At 41.8% G+C, this 20,881-nt stretch carries 18 protein-coding genes and 1 tRNA gene; 2 read left to right on the top strand and 17 right to left on the bottom strand.

The annotated features are described in order from the left end of the window. Positions 1-118: 118 nt before the first annotated feature. The 17 genes from AAC147_RS03950 to AAC147_RS03870 all read right to left on the bottom strand — a co-directional run bounded on the left by AAC147_RS03950 (position 119) and on the right by AAC147_RS03870 (position 19,316). Complete coding sequence (locus AAC147_RS03950; protein ID WP_255347629.1) at positions 119-385, bottom strand: helix-turn-helix domain-containing protein; 267 nt, start codon at positions 383-385, stop codon at positions 119-121. 30 nt (positions 386-415) lie between these two features. Further along, positions 416-1,252 (bottom strand): MrpH family fimbial adhesin, encoded by an 837-nt coding sequence (locus AAC147_RS03945; RefSeq protein WP_047679079.1) that lies wholly within the window; start codon positions 1,250-1,252, stop codon positions 416-418. 67 nt (positions 1,253-1,319) lie between these two features. Then, positions 1,320-1,898, bottom strand: a complete 579-nt coding sequence (locus AAC147_RS03940; protein WP_047679078.1) for a fimbrial protein — start codon at positions 1,896-1,898, stop codon at positions 1,320-1,322. Between the two features lie 93 nt (positions 1,899-1,991). Next, positions 1,992-2,750 (bottom strand): fimbria/pilus periplasmic chaperone, encoded by a 759-nt coding sequence (locus tag AAC147_RS03935; protein WP_047679077.1) that lies wholly within the window; start codon positions 2,748-2,750, stop codon positions 1,992-1,994. A 132-nt stretch (positions 2,751-2,882) separates the two neighbouring features. After that, on the bottom strand, positions 2,883-5,594 hold the full coding sequence (locus AAC147_RS03930; protein ID WP_047679076.1) for an outer membrane usher protein: 2,712 nt from the start codon (positions 5,592-5,594) through the stop codon (positions 2,883-2,885). A gap of 545 nt (positions 5,595-6,139) precedes the next feature. After that, on the bottom strand, positions 6,140-6,676 hold the full coding sequence (locus tag AAC147_RS03925; RefSeq protein ID WP_047679075.1) for a fimbrial protein: 537 nt from the start codon (positions 6,674-6,676) through the stop codon (positions 6,140-6,142). A gap of 732 nt (positions 6,677-7,408) precedes the next feature. Beyond that, positions 7,409-8,125: a purine-nucleoside phosphorylase gene (gene deoD, locus AAC147_RS03920; RefSeq protein ID WP_047679074.1), complete on the bottom strand. Its 717-nt coding sequence runs from the start codon at positions 8,123-8,125 to the stop codon at positions 7,409-7,411. 75 nt (positions 8,126-8,200) lie between these two features. After that, the gene (gene deoB / locus AAC147_RS03915) at positions 8,201-9,424 is read right to left on the bottom strand and encodes a phosphopentomutase (protein ID WP_047679073.1); all 1,224 of its coding nucleotides are present in this window, start codon (positions 9,422-9,424) and stop codon (positions 8,201-8,203) included. Positions 9,425-9,506: 82 nt separating this feature from the next. Then, on the bottom strand, positions 9,507-10,901 hold the full coding sequence (gene deoA, locus AAC147_RS03910; RefSeq protein WP_081988946.1) for a thymidine phosphorylase: 1,395 nt from the start codon (positions 10,899-10,901) through the stop codon (positions 9,507-9,509). 132 nt (positions 10,902-11,033) lie between these two features. Further along, on the bottom strand, positions 11,034-11,813 hold the full coding sequence (gene deoC / locus AAC147_RS03905; RefSeq protein ID WP_047679072.1) for a deoxyribose-phosphate aldolase: 780 nt from the start codon (positions 11,811-11,813) through the stop codon (positions 11,034-11,036). Positions 11,814-12,257: 444 nt separating this feature from the next. Then, the gene (locus tag AAC147_RS03900) at positions 12,258-13,523 is read right to left on the bottom strand and encodes a NupC/NupG family nucleoside CNT transporter (protein ID WP_187649756.1); all 1,266 of its coding nucleotides are present in this window, start codon (positions 13,521-13,523) and stop codon (positions 12,258-12,260) included. A 339-nt stretch (positions 13,524-13,862) separates the two neighbouring features. Further along, positions 13,863-14,633 (bottom strand): TatD family hydrolase, encoded by a 771-nt coding sequence (locus AAC147_RS03895; RefSeq protein WP_047679070.1) that lies wholly within the window; start codon positions 14,631-14,633, stop codon positions 13,863-13,865. Continuing rightward, positions 14,634-15,749 carry a patatin-like phospholipase family protein gene (locus AAC147_RS03890; protein WP_047679069.1) on the bottom strand — a complete coding sequence of 372 codons (1,116 nt, stop codon included), beginning with the start codon at positions 15,747-15,749 and terminating at the stop codon, positions 14,634-14,636. A gap of 332 nt (positions 15,750-16,081) precedes the next feature. Next, on the bottom strand, positions 16,082-16,540 hold the full coding sequence (locus AAC147_RS03885; protein WP_047679068.1) for a BON domain-containing protein: 459 nt from the start codon (positions 16,538-16,540) through the stop codon (positions 16,082-16,084). Between the two features lie 197 nt (positions 16,541-16,737). After that, positions 16,738-18,327 carry a peptide chain release factor 3 gene (prfC, locus tag AAC147_RS03880; RefSeq protein ID WP_047679067.1) on the bottom strand — a complete coding sequence of 530 codons (1,590 nt, stop codon included), beginning with the start codon at positions 18,325-18,327 and terminating at the stop codon, positions 16,738-16,740. Positions 18,328-18,487: 160 nt separating this feature from the next. Beyond that, positions 18,488-18,937: a ribosomal protein S18-alanine N-acetyltransferase gene (gene rimI, locus AAC147_RS03875; protein WP_047679066.1), complete on the bottom strand. Its 450-nt coding sequence runs from the start codon at positions 18,935-18,937 to the stop codon at positions 18,488-18,490. After that, positions 18,906-19,316: a DNA polymerase III subunit psi gene (locus tag AAC147_RS03870; protein ID WP_047679065.1), complete on the bottom strand. Its 411-nt coding sequence runs from the start codon at positions 19,314-19,316 to the stop codon at positions 18,906-18,908. The genes rimI and AAC147_RS03870 overlap by 32 nt, the downstream gene beginning before the upstream one ends. A gap of 199 nt (positions 19,317-19,515) precedes the next feature. Between AAC147_RS03870 and rsmC the strand changes: the two genes are divergently transcribed. Continuing rightward, positions 19,516-20,529 carry a 16S rRNA (guanine(1207)-N(2))-methyltransferase RsmC gene (gene rsmC, locus AAC147_RS03865; RefSeq protein WP_047679064.1) on the top strand — a complete coding sequence of 338 codons (1,014 nt, stop codon included), beginning with the start codon at positions 19,516-19,518 and terminating at the stop codon, positions 20,527-20,529. A 174-nt stretch (positions 20,530-20,703) separates the two neighbouring features. Next, positions 20,704-20,790 (top strand) — tRNA-Leu (locus tag AAC147_RS03860). The last annotated feature ends 91 nt before the right edge of the window (positions 20,791-20,881 follow it).

The following is a 20,881-nucleotide window of genomic DNA, read 5'->3' as shown; positions in this document are numbered from 1 at the left end:
ATTTTTATCTGGAGGGAATTTTGAATCCAAAGAGCGTCTTATTTTGAAATTAAAAAAAGCCACCCCCATTCTGAGATGGCCTTCATGCAACATTAATAACTGTCTTTCTGAACAATAATCAGTATAAGTCTAATATTGTTTCAGCTACACAGGTATATTGGTTGTTTATATGGGGCTTTGGGCTAGTGAAGCAATCTTCCAGAAACCAGCTTGCCGGTGTTTTCAGGGTAATAGAGACAACAACTAGCTGCTCCAGACTAATTCGGTTAGTTCCTCGTTCATAACGTGATAACTGCTGATGGCTGACGCCAATTCTGTCCGCCAGCTCTGCTGCTGTTATCCCAAGCTCTTTTCGCTTCATTTGGATCCTTTTACCTACCAGCATACTGACTCGCATAATCTCTTTACTCTCAATTTATAAATAGGTTAATAAAACAACTGCTGTACCTTCATACTTACCGGCTTTTGGTTGTGTTAATGTGTGCAATATTGATGTCAGGGTAAAATTTGAGGGAATATTTTTCCCTTGGGCGATAACACGCACGCCATCTGTCGCATCCCTTCCATCAATCTGCAATGTCGCGTAAATTTGCTTATGAGTATCGAGATAAATTTTGGGCTCACTATTAATGGATTTGACTTGCAACATTATCTTGTTGCTGCGAAGTGCACATTTCAATTGCCCATTAATTGAGCGAGTGGCATTATTAACTTCTGAAGCTTTTAATTCCCCGTAGGCAATTTCAGAAGGTATGTTGATTTCACAGCTTTGATTTATAGGTGGTAATTTGTTGCAAGTGGAGTTAGGAAATTTCATTGCGATACCATAACCCGATGATATCTGCTTGGTGTAAAACAAACCTATACATTCGGCATCTGCGGTAATAATAGGAAACGTCACCCGGATAGGGATTCCGAGCTGTCTTTTATAGGCTCGCATGACTTCTGCGGTTGTCCGGTACTTTTGTGCGTCATTCAGGCATATATTTGCCTCAACACAGGAACCATACATGCCCGGCTGATTATTAATATATTGAACATCAGGGCCAACATAACATGGATCATTACCATAACAAGGATTGCCTGCCCCCTCTTCTTCTGTCCATTCAATAATCTCCATGGTAGTGATAATTCGTTTACCCGATATAATAGTATTTACTGGCATAACATAAGCGCCACCATAGGTATATGAAGCACTAAAGAAAAGCAACAATGCTGCAAACTTCATCAACGATTTTTTAATATGGTGCATAATTTATTTCCCTAAATAACATCAAACTCAGGTTGAATATCATGGGGTGAAAAAGAAGCCGGAATCGCTATTCATAACTGAGCTCAAAAGTTGCCATTGCATTGAACTCTCCTACACCAATCTTGTTTTGCAGAAGCGCACTGGGATCAGCTTTTACATATGCCTGAAACGGGATTACATTGTTACTGCTCGTATCAGAGAGTCTAAATTGAGCCGTTTTATTAAAAGGGAGTGGTGTACCATCCAGTTTTTCCATACCAATGGCTGCACCTGAAGCACTGCTGCCATAACTGAATGCTAATAATCCGGGCTGCTCTCTGCTTTCCTGTCCGATAAACCTGATTTTCACTTTCTGGGCCGCTCTGGGATCACATTCTTCCAAATGTAGCCGGAGCTGTTGGCTTGGCGTACGGTGATACAGATAAAGATCCCGGTTGATAATGTTGCCAAAATTGACTTCCATGAATTTATCTTCCGGTTTAATCACACAAGGGGGGGCGAGTACGGTCATTGTGATTCTGACATTTTGGCGTAAGTTATCTTTTGCATAAGCACCTTGCTGACTGCCAATCCCTAACAGAAATAATACCGATGGCACCAATGTCTTCAGTGCGTAGTGAAAGAGCTTCATACTTAACAAATTCATTATCATTTATCCCAAAACCCGTTACGATCTGGTGAAGTCTGCTTTTTGATCCCATCAAGCTGCTTATGACGGGATATGACTACCAAGAACCAATCAGTTCCCTTCATCTACAACCTTTGTCACTACACAAGTATTATCACTACAGTTGAATGTTAACTGTGGGCGTCCACCATAATCATTAACATAAGTCAGTACTGGTTGATTACCGAATGAACTAACCGTTCCTCCCAGTTTGTCACTGCTTTTGGGCGCCAGCATTAAGGGCTTAAAACCGTCTACACTTTTACCATTTACCTTATTTGAAGCTTCTGAAATTGTGATGTAATAAGGTGTTGGATTGTTCACCACATATTGGTTTCCCTGACGGCTTAAGGTCAGTTTTTCCTGCCACGGGTTATCATGATCAATACGGCGTGCGATAATGGCCTCCGGGCGGTAGAACAATTTGATTTTCGTTTGTAAAGCTATTTGCAAGACATTTGGTTTCTCACTGCGCGGGGGTATTTCACGAACATTGAAATAAAACACACTTTCTCTATCTTGTGGCAACTGGGCCACTGCGGGCAGTGTCTGGATCTTGATTTGGCTTTTTGCTCCAGCTTCAACACGCTGTACAGGGGGAATAACAACGAGTGGGCTGTTGATCTTATTTCCCTTATCATCTTCAAACCATGCCTGGGCTAAATGCGGCAAATCAAGATGTTGATTTTCAATATTCAGGCTGACAGATTTCTCATTCCCATTAAAAATAACGCGGGTACGATCCAATGCTATCGCCGCCATTGTCTGATGTACTGACATTAAATTTGTTACCGTTATGGCCGCCATCATTAGAATTTTTTTCAGTTTCATAGTGTCATCTGCTTATACTCAAAAAAGATCATTTTTATATTGCTGGTGCCGACTAATATCGGTATACCTATGCCAAATAAAGCAATGCAATACTCTATTAAAGATCAATTAAATGGATTTTTTTATTACATTTTATTTATCTTCATCTTTTAAAAACTGACAAGGTAGCAAAAATGCAGTTAAATAATCTGACGAAATTTCATCTGGCACAATAATCTCACATTGAGCACGTCCATCCCAATGCACCTTCAGTTTTTCACCTTTGTTCATTCCGGTCAGATAAGCATATCCGTCATCATTGACAATTCCGATTTCCCGTTGACTTGCATTAACGATAGATGCCCCAAAAGGTGGGAATGTACCATCAGGCAAACGAATAGTTGTCATAGCCTTGAGTCCTGATATGACCTGAAATTTACGGTAACCAATTGCACCTTCTGTCAACGTTGCCAATTGAACAGAGCGCAATGCTTCTACATCGTCCGGTAATTTGTCTAAGTCAATATTTGCGGTATTGCGGTAGTAATTGTTTACATCTACCAGCACAGCTTTACCAAAATGGTTGGTATATACTGCCGAACCGAACGCCCGGACAGGAACATTGCCAACACCTTCTGTATCCACCATCAGGCGGGTTGCGCCAGGCATATTAGTGCGATGTAAAGCTGCACCATTGGCAGTGACAGTAACTCCCCCCTGCAAGCCGAGTGCTACAGTAGTATTGCCACCATCCTGATAACTGGCGCTGGCAGTCAGCAATGCACGATCACCATAGTGGGTGTAATAACCATTTGCTGATGCCTTACCATGAATATTCGTACCTGCTGATATGCGATAGTTATTGCGATCATCAAGACGGTCAAAATAACCTATCGAATGGGAATTTCCCTGACGATTGGTCATTCCGTTATAGCTAAGGGTGCTACTTTCTCCCCACGGAATAGAAAGATTCAGGTAAATACCGTCATCTTTTTTATTATCAAAATTGTTACGGTAAGCTGACAGGTTCACATTGATATTTTTATAACGCCCAATATCAATATACTTAGACAGGGATACGTTATAGTAGTCGTTTGCTGACCGATTCCAGTAGGTCTGATGGCTATAGCTGAGGTAAGCACTGAGGCCAATATCTGTAAACTGTTGATTAAACATCACGGTATACATTTCTTTTCCACTATCGGAAGAAACGTTGCGATAGCGGCGATCGATATATTGTCCCATATTCATAAAGTTGCGTTCAGAGAAACGATATCCGGCAAAAGTTACCTGACTGTTGTATTGATCAAAACGTTTCGAATAACTGAAACGATAAGATCCCCCGGTAAAGGTCTTGTTCTCTCCCGGCAATTTTGCTCTTGACTCCGTCACGTCAAACGACAATGCCCCCAACACCATCAAGTCACGACCAACCCCCAGTGATAAAGCGTTGTAGTCACCTGCTCCCAAAAAACCACCATACAATGACCAGCCGTTATTGATCCCCCAGGAGAATTCTCCGAGACCGAAGGCCGGCCCTTCACGACGATGTTTATCATTAGTAGATTGTCCACCCACCAACTTGTATTGCACACGTCCGGGGCGTGTCAGGTAAGGGATCGTTGCGGTGTTAACCTGAAACTGTTGTACACTTCCATCCTGCTCTTCAACTCTGACATCCAAAGCGCCTGACACTGCATCACTGAGATCCTGAATTCGGAATGGCCCTGACGCAACCTGAGTTTCATACAATACTCTCCCCATCTGACTCACCGTCACCTTGGCATTGGTTCTCGCGACACCAGTGACCTCAGGGGCATAGCCACGTAAGTTCGGCGGCAACATGTTCTCATCAGTCACCAAACTGATACCGGTATAACGAAAGCTATCAAAGAGGTTTGAATTGAGGTAATCCTCTCCCAACGTCAACTTTGCTTCTAAACGAGGAAGTGCACGATACAGGTAGTATCGGCTCCAATCCCAGTCACGGCGTTCTTTGCCACCTGATCGATGTGAGTTGTCTGCTTTATCATGTTTGGTCTTGAAACGATGATATCTGGCCTGCCAGTCAGCCCGAAAACGCCATGCACCCAAATTCATGCCCGCCGTTCCGTTAGCACTTATCTGTTGGTTATTCCGATCATGAGTCGGTTTCGATGTTTGCGCATTAACGTTATAGTCAAACAATAATCCGGTTATCCCCTCATCCCAACGGGACGGAGGATCCCAATCCGGCAAGTCATATTCCAGATAGCTTTTAGGAACAATCAGATACAACGTATAGGTGGCCAGATCCCCCCTTGCCGACATACCCGGTAGTGTATTGAGATCAAGACATTTTCCATCATTCTGCCAACCTAATTTTTCCACCCACTTTGGTTTAAGAGCGATTTGTTTGATTAATTCAGGAGATATACAGGCTTCACTACCTTTCGAATCATCAGCCGAAGCCATAAAATCGATAGAATGGGTATCTGGGAACTCCTCCTTATTCATCCGAACAGCCATCATATAATTCCCCGGCATGATATAGCCTGCGCGAGAGAACTGTTCTAAATTAATATTGCTACGTTCACTGATATCCAGCGCATCAATGTTGAATTCAATTGGCTTAGAATAGGCGATCTGAATACCGGATACCGCAAACAGTATCAAAGCAGAAAGAGGTTTAATTCCGGATATTAAGTGTTCTATTTGTATTTTATTCGTTATCTTCTTTTTATTAATCACGTATTTTTTATTAAAGGTGTTTATATTATTACTGTTCTTTTTTTTATTAATAGAAGAAAAATAATGATTCATAGAATCTGAAAATAAAGCCATAACATCCTCTGAGCAATGAATCGTTAATAACCCAATTTGAATTTAGCTGTTGTCTGATACTGCCAAGTCTGTATGCGTATAGGACTATCGCCTAATAGATCGCATCATTAAAGTTCATCGCTCTCACTTAAGGATCCTACAGATACCGGGGATTGCAGAGGTAACCACATGTCCTGCTTATCCGTAATATATTACGTTCTCTGTTTGTGATTCACTGAATTACCGTACAGCGGGAAGTAGAGGAAACATGTCACCATCGGTAGCCATTAAAAATTACTTAACATGGCAAAATATCTTTATTTTCCGAATACCACCAATAGAGAACACCATAGATTAAATCAATAAAAAAGGGTATTTCAAATTACTTCCATGGGAATAATTCTATTAATGTCATACTCTGCTGACTAATTTGACAATAATATTGATTTATATCAATAAGACAAAGCACATTACAGAATATTCTAATCATGTCCTGCTAACATATTAGTTCCCAGAAATACCCTAAAGACATTATCAAGAAACCCGGTAAATCAATAGCAATGAATTTCCTGATGTTCAATTACCAAAATTATCAGTCAGTAAAAGTATTATTGATAATTTAATGTAAAGTTAGCAATAGCAGTGAAGTTACCAGGGACAACTATGCTTTCACCTTTATCATCACTTAAATTAGTACCTTGCAGGTACGCTGCAAATTGCAAATCATTGTTACCTTCGTGCAGAGATAATAGTTTACTTGCTGTTCCCAGAGGCAATCTGTTATCACCGGCATCAGTAATAGCAATTGCCGCACCTTTCGCTGTTCCTTCAATACCTAAATAACCTGGCTGACCACTAGCTATAGCGCCAGTGAAAGTCGTTTCTACACCTTTCAGAGTCTGTGTAGTGCAATTTTCTAATTCAATTTTGAAATGTTTAGATTCTGAACGCCCTTGTTTTTTCAAAATGTGGCTGGAAACAGCCCCCATATCAACTGCAATATTGGTATTTTTAATTGAACAAGGTGCATCAATGATAGAACCAGTAAATGTAACCGTACCATTACCTTGGTTAGCCGCATTTGCAGCGCCTGCTGTTAAAGCCACACCAAAACCTAAAATCATTGCCAATTTATTCATTTTCATAATCGAATTTATACCTTTTAATTAAAAAATGTCAGACTTATATATAAAGAGAAACCGAAGTACAGAAATTAATTTCTGATACTCAGGATAATGACTATTTAGTTTTTTGACAGATAGCTTGACTGATTCAAATAAACCAAACCGGCGGTATCATTCTACACAAAAATCCTTAAGTCAAATTTCAGCCGATAAAACTGGTAATGCTCCTTAACTGCGTATGAAATATGAGTTTTTATCAAAAAGCCCCCATAAGCAGTAGTATATTTTACTGTCAATTTTGTGAATTTGGGTTATTTTCCTAAATTGTATCGAACAAAGATGAATAGTTCAGAATCTTAGTTTGTGTGTTTTTATTGAGCAACTTTATCTTTCCGAAAAAAATAGCCATATAATTATATCAAAATAATTATTAAATATAGTTTTTACTATTGCCTTTATGGCTTATATCAAAATAAAAACAAACTATTTATCCAAACCATACAATTAACAAGCTAATTATAATATAATTAAATTATTATTTTTATTTAAAAGATTTACTTTTTGTTAAATTAATTTCCCCATTCTTTTTACAGATGAATTAACGTGGAATAAAATGACAACTGAATAAATAGTTGAGAGTCATTTTTAATCAAACTGTTTAAATAATGTATTAATTTGAGCAACAAAAAAGCTCTTCCCATCATTGAGAAGAGCTTTTATTTTTAATCAGGGGATAAAATTACTTAGTCTTTTTTAATTATCACCCAACAAAACAGATTCAAGTGCAATTTCAATCATGTCATTAAAAGTTGTTTGACGCTCTTCAGCTGTCATTTTTTCACCTGTGCGAATATGGTCTGAAACAGTACAGATCGTCAGTGCTTTTGCACCAAATTCAGCCGCAACACCGTAAATACCTGCCGCTTCCATTTCAACACCCAGAATGCCATATTTTTCCATTATATCGAACAATTGTGTATCTGGGGTATAGAACAGATCTATAGAGAAGATATTGCCAACACGTGTGTTAATATTTTTCGCTTTAGCAGCATCAACCGCATTACGAACCAAATCAAAATCAGCGATTGCCGCGAAATCATGATCTTTAAAACGCACACGATTGACTTTGGAGTCAGTACAGGCCCCCATACCAATCACGACATCACGAATTTTAATGTCTTTACTCACTGCACCACAGGAGCCAATACGAATAATCTTTTTGACACCAAACTCGGTGATCAGCTCTTTCGCATAGATGGAACAGGATGGAATGCCCATACCGTGACCCATCACTGAAATGCGACGGCCTTTATAAGTGCCGGTGAAACCCAACATACCACGAACATTGTTAACCTGACGGGCATCTTCTAAAAAGGTTTCCGCAATATATTTTGCACGTAGTGGGTCACCTGGCATCAGAACAACATCAGCAAAATCGCCCATCTCAGCATTAATATGTGGGGTAGCCATAAATTGATTCCTTGTTTTTATTAAGTAATTAAAAATAGGTAAATATCGGGGCAGCCAATGACTTCCCCGGAAAAATCAGAACATCGCTTTACCATAATCCATCGGCGTCAGGTCGAAATATTTCGCCACTGTCTGACCAATGTCTGCAAATGTTTCACGATGTCCCAATGAGCCAGGTTTCACTTTTGGCCCATAAACCAGTACTGGAATATGCTCACGAGTATGATCTGTACCTGCCCAGGTCGGGTCACAACCGTGGTCAGCCGTCAGGATCAGAATGTCATCTTCTTTAACCCGTTTCAGCATCTCCGGCAAGCGGCGGTCGAATAGTTCAAGCGCTGCCGCATAACCTGCCACATCACGGCGATGACCATAAGATGAGTCGAAATCAACAAAATTGGTAAACACGATTGTGTTATCGCCGGCCTGTTCCATTTCAACCAATGAAGCATCAAACAGGGCATCAATCCCTGTTGCCTTCACTTTTTTGGTGATACCAACATTAGCGTAAATATCGGCTATCTTACCGATGGAAACCACTTCACCCTGTTTTTCATCAACCAATTTTTTCAGAATGGTTGGTGCAGGAGGCTCAACCGCCAAATCATGGCGATTACCGGTACGCTGGAAGTTACCCGCTTTATCACCCACAAACGGACGGGCAATAACACGACCGATGTTATAACCACCGAGATTCAGTTCTTCACGGGCGATCTCACATAATTCATACAGTTTATCCAAACCGAATGTTTCTTCATGGCAGGCAATTTGGAAAACAGAATCCGCAGAGGTATAGAAAATCGGCTTACCGGTTTCCATGTGCTCTTCTCCCAGTTTGTCCAGAATAACTGTACCGGAAGAGTGACAATTACCCAAATACCCTGGGAGATTAGCGCGCTCAACCAGTTTATCCAGTAATTCCTGCGGAAAGCTGTTTTCTAAATCCTGAAAATAGCCCCAATCGAACAAAACCGGAACACCGGCAATTTCCCAATGACCTGATGGCGTGTCTTTACCAGAAGAAAGTTCACTTGCATAGCCATAGGCACCAATAATGTCGGCATCTTTGTCTAAACCAATCGGGAAAGTCCCGCTGGATTCTTCTGCCGCTTTACCTAGCCCCAAGCGGCTCAGATTCGGCAACTTCAATAATCCCTGACGGCCAATATCAGCTTCACCACGGGCACATTGCTCCGCAATATGTCCTAAAGTGTTAGATCCTTCGTCACCAAATCTGTCTGCATCTGCACTCGCACCAATGCCAAAGGAATCCAATACCATGATGAATGTACGTTTCATAATTTTCTCCTGCGTCAATTCACGCTATCAATGCGGAAACTGCCAGCTATTAAAATCTATTTTTAATGCCTATGTCGGTTTATCAACTAATATGACGATAAACCATCTGTGTGGCGACTTTCGTTCCTACATTTGATGCTGCCAAAACATTCGTCTTTTGTGAAGCATCCGCCTGTTGTAACGCTTTATGTTGTAGGACAAACGACTTACGCACAGCCTCCGCTGCTGCATGCCACTCATCTTCACTATTGGCATGGATCGTCATCAGAGGAGTATCTGTATTGACTTCTGAACCAAGTGCAATAATATCACTCAGCCCCACACTGTAATTAATCGTATCCGTGGCCTTGCGACGGCCACCCCCTAACGTCACCACGGCCATTCCCAAGGCCCGGGTATCCATCTCTGTTACAATGCATTGTTCTTCAATAACACACTTTTCAGCAAATACTGGTCTGCTAAAAGAGGCTGTCGGCAAATAATGCGCATAGTTTTCAACAAAATCGGCAGGCCCTTTTTGCGCAGCAACCATACGTCCAAAAACTTCCGCTGCTTTACCACTGTTGAGAACTGCCTGTAACTTACGATATGCAGCATCACGGTTTTCTGCCAATTTACCTGATACCAGCATTTCAGCAGCCAATGCCATAGTGACTTCAAATAGCCGGGGATTACGGTATTCTCCCGTCAGAAACTGAACCGCTTCACGGACTTCCAGTGCATTACCCGCACTGGATGCCAGCACCTGATTCATATCGGTTAACAATGCAGTCGTTTTGCAACCCGTACCATTAGCTACCGCGACGATGGATTCTGCCAGTTGTTCCGATTGCTCATAAGTTGGCATAAATGCCCCGGAACCTACTTTCACATCCATGACCAAGGCATCCAATCCCTCAGCCAATTTTTTGCCCAGAATAGAGGCGGTAATCAGTGGAATAGAGTCAACAGTAGCAGTAATATCACGTGTTGCATAAAAACGCTTATCCGCAGGTGCCAATGAGTGGGTCTGACCAATAATCGCAATACCAACATCCCGGATAATGTCACGAAAACGATGTTCATCAGGGAAGATGTCAAAACCGGGAATGGATTCTAATTTATCCAATGTTCCTCCGGTATGCCCCAATCCGCGTCCTGAGATCATCGGGACATAACCTCCACATGCTGCTACCATCGGCCCTAACATCAGGGATGTTACATCACCAACCCCGCCCGTCGAATGTTTATCGACAACTGGGCCATGCAAGTTCAATTTATTCCAATCCAGAACTGTACCGGAATCGCGTACTGCCAATGTTAAAGCAATACGTTCCTCCATCGTCATATCCCGGAAATAAATGGTCATTGCTAATGCAGCGATTTGCCCTTCGGATACTGTGTTATCACACACGCCGTTAATAAAGAAACGGATTTCCTCTTCATTCAGTGGATAACCCTCTCTCTTTTTGCGGATAATTTCCTGTACCAGAAACAAAGCTACCTCCCAATCATCATTATTATCTGAAAAGAATGGCAGTAATGCACCTTATCTTAGTGAACCGTCATATGTTGTTATTGATCTCAATAACGATTGTTTTTAATCAATGATGGTTCTAAATATGGGTTATCAATAACTACTGCTTTGTTTTTGTCCCTGGTGCCCTAACGTTGTCAATAAGCTCCCCAATAAACTGGAAGCACCAAAACGGAAATGGCGGGTGTCTACCCATTTATCACCCATGATTCTATCTGCCAGAGCCAGATATTGCGCTGCTTCTTCTGCGGTACGCACACCGCCCGCAGGTTTAAATCCAACAGTATCACCTACCCCCATATCACGGATGACGCTGAGCATGATCTCAGCACTTTCCAGTGTCGCATTCACGGGTACTTTTCCGGTTGAAGTTTTAATAAAATCTGCTCCCGCTTTAATTGATATTTCAGATGCTTTGCGGATCAGATCAACCTCTTTCAGTTCGCCGGTTTCAATAATAACTTTTAGCCAGACACCTGCTCCAGCGCAGGCAGCTTTGCAGGCTTTAACTAAATCAAAACCAATTTGTTCGTTACCCGCTATCAGTGCACGATATGGGAAAACAACGTCCACTTCGTCAGCACCATAAGCAATGGCTGCACGGGTTTCCGCCAGTGCGATATCAATATCGTCATTACCGTGCGGGAAATTGGTGACAGTGGCAATACGAACGTCAGGTGTTCCTTGTTCACTTAATACCTTACGTGCAACCGGAATAAAACGTGGGTAGATACAGATAGCTGCGGTATGCCCTGCCGGGCTGTTCGCCTGATGACAAAGTGCCGTCACCTTTTCATCAGTATCATCATCATTGAGTGTTGTTAAATCCATCAAACTCAGCGCACGCTGAGCAACTGCGGTTAAATCGGTCATAAAACTCTCCAACGGTATTATTGTGATTCAATCAGTTCACACATTCTTTAAACGCTTATGCTGAATAATTGTCCTGAATGATTAGTAAATTCTTATGTTGGCGAGCGGACTTGGTTCCTTGAAGATGTTGCGATGATTATATTTCTCAGCAACAACAGAGTTCCTTTTCTCCGCACCTATTTCTTTAGTTTGATTTTCTTTAGCTTATACTGCCCCGGCAGACATTAGCTTACTCCATGAAATCTTAGAACATCATTATTTGAACATGTAAACGCACAATAATGCGTGTGTAAACTCACATTAATTAAATGAGAATTGCAATGATAATCATTTTATTATGATATTAATCACAATTATTAGCCTTGAAAAAAATAAAATGCAGGTGAGGTCAACTCACCTGCATCTAATTTAGTAGATATTTTCTAATTTAGACTTCCCTAACTATTACAGAGAGAAGAAAAACCCGGCAATTGTGGCACTCATCAGGTTAGAGAGTGAACCAGCCAATACGGCTTTCAGACCGAAGCGCGCAATGTCACCGCGGCGGTTTGGTGCCATACCACCCAGACCACCGAGCAAAATGGCAACAGAAGACAAATTAGCAAAACCACACAATGCGAAAGAAATGATCGCTTTGGTGTGATCAGAAAGTACTTGCAGGCCTGCTGCCTTAACTACGTCATCTGGTTTCAGATATTCACCAAAGCTCATAAATGCGACGAATTCATTAACAACCAGTTTCTGCCCAATAAAAGAACCTGCAACTGTTGCTTCATGCCACGGTATACCAATCAGATAAGCAATTGGCGCAAATACCCAACCCAGAATCAGTTCCATTGACAATTGAGGATAGCTGAACCAACCACCGATGCCGCCTAGCATACCATTCAACAAAGCAATCAATGCAGTAAATGCCAACAACATTGCCCCTACATTCAGGGCCAGTTGCATACCGGATGCCGCACCAGATGCCGCCGCATCAATAATATTAGCCGGACGCTCTTGAGCAGTAACCAAAGACATTGCATCAACAGTATCGTGTGTTTTTTCAGTTTCTGGCACCATCAGTTTTGCAAACAAAAGGCCACCCGGTGCTGCCATGAATGAAGCCGCGATCAGGTATTCCAATGGAACGCCCATGGATGCGTAGCCTGCCAATACAGAGCCTGCTACAGAAGCCAGACCACCACACATAACAGCAAACAGCTCAGATTGAGTCATGGTCGCGATATAAGGACGGACAACCAGAGGGGCTTCTGTCTGACCTACGAAAATATTCGCTGTTGCGGACAGAGACTCTGTACGTGATGTTCCCAACATTTTTTGCAAGCCGCCACCAAGAACTTTGATGATAAGCTGCATAACACCAATGTAATACAGAACGGCAATCAAAGAAGAGAAGAAAACAATGACCGGCAGAACACGCAGAGCAAAGATAAAGCCACCGCCGCCAAACAGTTCAAACATTTTGTCAGAAACCAATCCACCGAAGATGAAATCAGTTCCCTTCTGACCATATCCGATTACATTGGAAACACCTTTTGACATTCCACCCAGAATGTCTTTACCTGCTGGCACATAAAGTACAAATGCCCCAATAGCTACCTGAATAAGAAAGGCGCCGAGGACAGTGCGGATTTTAATAGCTCGGTAATTACTGGAGAAAAGTACTGCGATAAAAATCAGCACTACCATCCCTATCAGGCTCATAATGAGTTGCATTGGAAGAATCCCTGTTCACTAAATGAATTAAAAATATGTCAGTTATTTTGTAAGTTCCTACTGACACTGTGTGTGGAGGCGATTATACCTAGTAGTAAAAAAGAACAAGCAACTAACATCACAAATTAATACAGCAAAAAGTAATATAAAAACAGAAAATGAGACCTACGTCACATATAACCATGATATTTATCGGGGATTAGATAATTTTGCGGAAAAAAAGGGAGAAATAAGAAGATAATGCCAGTTTAATATTATTAATATTTATTTAAAACGGAAGACCATCTTTTGACTGACAAAAATGGCCTGATTTTTATTCAACAGAAACTAGCTTAATGCAAACAATGTCATGCTATTTTGATAAATTTGGTGGGAAATTTCATCTACAGATTCAGGACGCAATTCACACAATGCAGAAAAAATCTGAGCAACTCTTTCTGGTCGGTTTGGCTGCCCCTGAAACCCTGATAAGGGCATATCAGGGGCATCCGTTTCTAACACCAGGGATGATAGTGGTAATCGTGCAATCGTATCTCGTGTCTTTTTTGCTCTCTCATAAGTTATAGTTCCACCAACACCAATATAAAAACCCAAACGAATAAAAGCTTGTGCCTGAGACAAGCTCCCGGCAAAACCATGGATCACCCCGGTACGTGGCACACTGTGTTTCCGTAACATTGCTGCCAATTGATCGTGGCTTTTGCGGGAGTGAAGTATCACAGGCAATTCATACTTGTCGGCCAGCATGAGCTGCGCTGCTAAGAGGCTTTTTTGCTTCTCAAACTGAGGTTCCGGCATATACAGATCAAGCCCGATTTCACCTACCGCTACACAGTTAGCCTGTTTTTCCTTGAGTTTCTGTTCCAGTTCACCCAGATGCACGTCATGATGTTCATTGATATACAAGGGATGTAACCCAAACGCAGCATAAATTGAGTCATAGGTAGCGGCCAGATCGGCAACACGTTGAAAATTCAACTGACTGACTGTCGGGACAATGATTTTTTCTACCCCTGTTTGTCTGGCGCGCGCTAAACTTGCCGTTTCATCGTCAGCAAAAGGAGGAAAATCAAAATGGCAATGTGTATCGATAAACATCTACTTATCCATCATGGTAGTACCCGTCAGTGGAGTCGGGGTAATATCATTCACCTCTGTTACCTCAATCTCCGGGCTATTCATATTGTCCCAAAAACCATTGTGCCTGAAAGCATTACGGTTCATTCCATCATGATTTAAACCGTTGCGGCAAACACCATAACTTTTACGTTCTGCCAGCCCGAATTTACCTCCGATAAAAGTATGTCCGATGGTGGCCAGAAAATACCGCCCACAGCGCCGCCCCAGGTGATAATCCTTATCCAATGCACTGATCCGGCTTCCCAGTGCCATTGTGGCTAATGGTGCTGGTGGATAAATTTCGAATACCTGCACATCATCGGGGGGATTTTCAATAAATTGCTGTGTCCGATAGTAACTTTTAGCATGCAGCTTCAACATCTGAATCATCTTTTGTGAGCTACTGCTTTCCAACCAACGCTCTATTCGTTTAATCCACTGTTGCGTGTAATAGAGCTGTGAAGGCACTGTCCTGACCACCACAATGGTATCTGCACCACGGCGATAAGCCTCTTCTACTGGTATCGCATCACAAATGCCACCATCCTGATAAACAGTGCCATCAAGCGTCACGCCATTGCGATAAAAACCAGGAATAGCGCTGGAAGCCTTTATAATCTCCATCCAATTTTTTTCCTCAGGATGAAAATAGTTAGCTTCAAAATCATCTGCTCGACAGGCGCACATATAGAATTCACGTCCTGCATCAAAATGTCGCATCGCAATAGGGATATTCAAGGGTGATTTTTCAGAAACGATATCAATATACCAATCCAGATCGATTAGATGTCCACCCCGGACAAAGCGCAACGGATTAAAAAAGGTAGTATTAGTTGTGTAATTTTTAATTACCTTGCGGGCATATCCTTTCTGACCACAGATATACGCAGAAAGATTCTGAGCACCTGCGGAAGTACCAAGAAACAATTCGAATGGGTTGAAGTCAAGCCGGAGAAATTCATCCAACACACCAGCGGTAAAAATTCCCCGCTGCCCACCACCTTCACAGACAAGTGCAATTTTTCCCGGTTTGATCCGTGATGTATAAGCTAACGGCTCTATACTACCCAGCGTAATCGGAATATGTTTCCCCATAGCCCCCCCTAAAAAGTCAATGTCAGTTTCAAAATGTAATTTGAGTTATACCCTCCGCCTTTTGAGTTGTCTTTTTGTTGGCTGCAACGCCTCTTGACATCCATTGGGTATATGACTATCTATCAGTATATTGTTATGCAAACAAAGTGCTTATAAAACTTGCATTAGATAATGAAGATTAATTCACAAACAGGCAAGCCTTTGCTTACTTTCTGAATAGACAGCACATATTGTGCTTCTTGAAAAGTGACTCGCTTAATCAGGTTGGGTTTTATTTGGAGAATAGAAACAAAAAGAGTGGCTTATTATCTGCCACTCCATCAAAATACGCATTATTTTTTGATAGTTAACGTACTGTTTACGAACTTAACACCATCTACTTGATGAGCAACTTTGATCACCCGTTTAACCTGTTCTTCATTTTTGACAAAACCGGAAAGATAAACTACGCCTTTTTTCGTTTTCACTGAAATATCGTTACTATTAATCCCTTTATATTCCAGTAACTTCTCTTTTATTTTGACAGTAATTACACTATCATCAATCGAATTACCGACTTGTTTCAGTGAATTATCAATTTTTTCCTCTGCATTTTTGATTGAATTATCAATTTTCTGGCGCGTATTTTCTAATGCTTTATCTTCTAATATTTTCTTTTCTAAAGAATTACTTTCTGTAGTATTGCCTGAAGATGTTTCTGCGGCTGATACGCTGCCATTTATCAATACCAAGCCTAAAGCCGAACCTAAAATAACGGTCAGGAGTGAGTGTGTGAACGTTGATTTTTTCATCCTGCGACCTTCCCTTAACTAAGCCAATTTGTCAAAAGATGATATATCATCAAATTATGGGGAAGAAATGGGCTTTACAATAAATAACGTATATTTTCTTAAGCCAGAAATATGCTTTAAATAAAGCATAACCAATATATTTTGGAATGGAGTAACAAATTTAAAAGGGCCAACTATTTGTTAGCCCCGAAAAAATATTAGTGTTCCCGCGTCTTACGGAAAACAATATCAGGATAACGTTCACTGGTCAGATTTAAATTAACCATGGTTGGTGCAATGTAAGTCAGGTTATCGCCACCATCAAGTGCCAGATTTTGCTCATTCTTGCGTTTGAACTCTTCCAGTTTCTTGACATCATTACATTCTACCCAACGTGCAGTAGAAACGTTGACAGGTTCATACAACGCCTCAACGTTATATTCACTCTTCAAACGAGCAACAACGACATCAAACTGAAGGACACCCACTGCCCCAACGATCAGGTCGTTATTGGTTAGTGGGCGAAATACCTGTACTGCGCCTTCTTCTGATAACTGAACAAGACCTTTCAACAATTGTTTTTGTTTCAGTGGATCACGCAACCGAATACGACGGAACAATTCAGGGGCAAAGTTTGGAATGCCTGTAAATTTCAGCTCTTCACCTTGGGTAAAGGTATCACCAATCTGAATCGTGCCATGATTGTGCAGGCCAATAATATCTCCCGGATACGCATCTTCGACATGGGAACGATCTCCGGCCATAAAGGTCAGCGCATCTGAAATAACCACATCTTTTTTAGTACGCACCTGACGCAGTTTCATGCCTTTTTCGTATTTACCAGAAACAACACGCAAAAATGCCACACGATCACGATGTTTCGGGTCCATATTGGCCTGAATTTTGAAAACAAAACCCGTGAACTTTTCTTCTTTTGCAGTGACTTCACGAACATCAGTTTGACGAGGCATTGGCATCGGTGCCCATTTAACAAGGCCATCCAGCATGTGATCAACACCAAAATTACCGAGTGCAGTACCGAAAAATACCGGCGTTAATTCACCTTGTAAGAAGGCATCCAGATCGAATTCGTGTGATGCACCTTTGACCAGTTCCAACTCTTCACGTAACTGATTAGCCAAATCCTCACCAATTGCCGCATCCAGCTCAGGGTTATCCAGCCCTTTAATAGCCCGGACTTCCTGAATCGTATGCCCCTGGCCAGATTGATACAGATAAATTTCATCCTGATAGAGATGATAAACCCCTTTAAATGATTTACCACAGCCGATAGGCCATGTGATCGGGCTACAGGCGATATTCAACTCGTTTTCCACTTCATCCATCAATTCCATCGGATCGCGGATATCACGGTCGAGTTTATTCATGAATGTCAGGATCGGCGTATCACGCAGACGGGTGACTTCCATCAGTTTACGGGTACGATCTTCAACACCTTTTGCAGCGTCAATTACCATCAAACAGCAGTCAACCGCAGTCAAAGTACGGTAAGTATCTTCGGAGAAATCCTCATGCCCCGGAGTATCCAGTAAGTTAACCAGACAATCACTATAAGGGAACTGCATCACCGAGGTGGTAATGGAGATACCACGTTGCTTTTCCATCTCCATCCAGTCTGATTTAGCGTGCTGATTGGAACCCCGGCCTTTTACCGTACCCGCTTTCTGAATCGCCTGTCCGAACAGCAATACCTTTTCAGTAATAGTCGTTTTACCCGCATCGGGGTGAGAAATTATTGCAAAGGTTCTTCGCTTCGCGACTTCTTGCAAGAATGAGGAATTTGACATTAATTGAAATCTTCTAGTCTACGCGCGGATAGCTACCATGTGTGAAGCACAGAATGACGCTTCATCTTCGAATCCGGCATGTTAATCGTGATTGGTGCTTATTTTCGCTGAACTTGGCGTTATAAACAACTAATGATGCTCAAGATGGTATAAAACTCCGTTACTCTCCAAATAACGGCAACGCCATAATAATTGCGTCTTCTTTTCCTGTCGCGGTTGGGTAATAGTTTTTGCGAATGGAAACTTCGTTAAATCCCAAATCTTCATACAAACGAATCGCCGACCTGTTTGAACGCCGTACTTCAAGCCATAGTGTATTAATCTGTTTGTGAGGCAATACATCGACCAGGTATTTCAGCAATGTTTTTCCATGCCCCTGTGATTGATATTCAGGATGAATAGCGATATTAAAGAGTGTCGCTTCATCCAAAACACACTGCACTATTGCAAAACCAATCATCTGATCATTAAGCGTGATTTTGTAATTGAGATAACGTTCTCCCTGATTAGAGTAAAAAGTTTTTTCACTCCAGGGAAAAGCATGGCTGGCCTGTTCTATCTGAAATGCAACGGGAAGATCAACGGGAGTTAATAGAGAAATATTCTTCATAATGGTAAATTTGTTGCCAAAGAGCGCGTTTTGCATCCCCATCAAGGGATAAATCATTTAATGCAGGGCTTCTCAAAGAAATCCCTTGTATTGATAAGGTAATATCAACCCCCAACAGCCAGCATGGGCAGTGGATTGATTCCGAAAGTAACTCAACGTCTTTTGTCGTGATGCAATAAACTGATGAGGCATTAATCCCCATGGCTGTGAAAATATCAGCAAGTAATGAATGACTTAAGTCAATGTTATCATGGCTAATGATCAACAAACGGGTTGAGTCAGGGATGAGGACAGATAATTCACCTCGCAGGGTCGCAGGGCTACGCAAAACCCATTGGGTAATGCCCAATCGAGTAAGTGATCTGTCACGCTTTGTCATCGTGTTTTATTCCATCTGCCATAAAAAATAACAGGTAATATATACCTAATAGATTTCAAGTTGCAGCCAACAAAACGGCAACTTGAAAGATGAAAGGTATATTATCAGAGGGCTTATCTCTGCGCCAATCAACACGGCATCTCAGATTTGCCCACAGATAATGATTACTAAATAAAGATTTATAAGGAGCTAATCATAGATGTCAGTATTAACACCAGCCAGTGAAGTTATCCTGCGCCATCAAGAGCAATTCCGCTCCCATCATCTGCTTTTTGCTGGTGACCTTCAGGATACTCTGGCAACGGAAATTGAAGCTGCAAGTGTACGAGTACATACTAATCAATATCATCACTGGCAGTCGCTGATCCGCACACTGGGTGATAATGCCTCGTTTGGTCTTACGGCGGACAGCATCTTTGTCAAAGGATGTGATACGCTGATTTATTACTGGCCAAAAAGCAAGCATGAAGCACGTTTCCAACTCCGCAGTCTGTTTTCCATCCTGCCTGTCGGAACCGATGTTTTTATTGTCGGCGAAAATCGCAGTGGTGTCCGTAGCGCTGATAAGCTGATGGAAGGTATTGCCACTTTCCATAAAATAGACAGTGCCCGCCGTTGTAGCCTTTTTTACGGTCAACTGGAGCAACAGGTTCAGTTTGATCAGAACAATTGGTGGAACAGCTATCAAGTCGGCGATGTCACCGTCAATACATTGCCCGGCGTATTCAGTCAGGATAATCTGGATGTTGGCAGCCGTCTTCTGCTCTCTACGTTTGATACACCGATTTCTGGCAGCCTGCTGGATATCGCTTGTGGTTCTGGTGTCTTAGCAACGGTATTGGGTAAAAATAACCCCGGCTTGTCACTGACACTCAGCGATGTCAATGCAGCCGCTATCACATCCAGTAAAGCGACATTGAAAGCAAATAAACTGGAAGGGAACGTCATTACCAGTAATGTTTACTCCGCTATCGAAGAAAAATTCGACTGGATCATTTCCAATCCGCCATTCCATGACGGCCTGAAGACAAGTCTGTCAGCGGCTGAAGATATGATCCGCATGGCACCCAACCATCTGAAATATGGTGGTAAACTCCGGATCGTAGCAAATGCTTTTTTACCTTACCCGGCGCTGCTGGATAGCGTTTTTGGTCGACACGAAGTGATTGCTCAGACAGGTAAATTCAAAATTTATCAAGCTACCAAGAAGTAACAAATCAAACAACTATTGCCCTTTCCAAATGGATGGGCAATACCAGCATGTTGTTTTTTGCATCAATTATGCTTTCTTCCGATAAATAATGATTGACGTCAGCCGTAAAATCTCTAGAATGCGCCTCCATGCTATCTGTTTAAGTGGTTGTCTGTTTAAATAGTATCTGAATTTGCGAGGGTGGCGGAATTGGTAGACGCGCTAGCTTCAGGTGTTAGTGTCCTTACGGACGTGGGGGTTCAAGTCCCCCCCTTCGCACCAAATCAGATAGTTATCGGTTAAACGAATCAACTAGATAAATCAGTTAAACAAATCAGATAAATAGCAGTACCTGCGAGGGTGGCGGAATTGG

Source organism: Xenorhabdus sp. NBAII XenSa04 (genome assembly GCF_963866145.1).
Lineage (GTDB): Bacteria > Pseudomonadota > Gammaproteobacteria > Enterobacterales > Enterobacteriaceae > Xenorhabdus > Xenorhabdus indica.
This window is presented reverse-complemented; position numbering and strand designations above follow the sequence as displayed.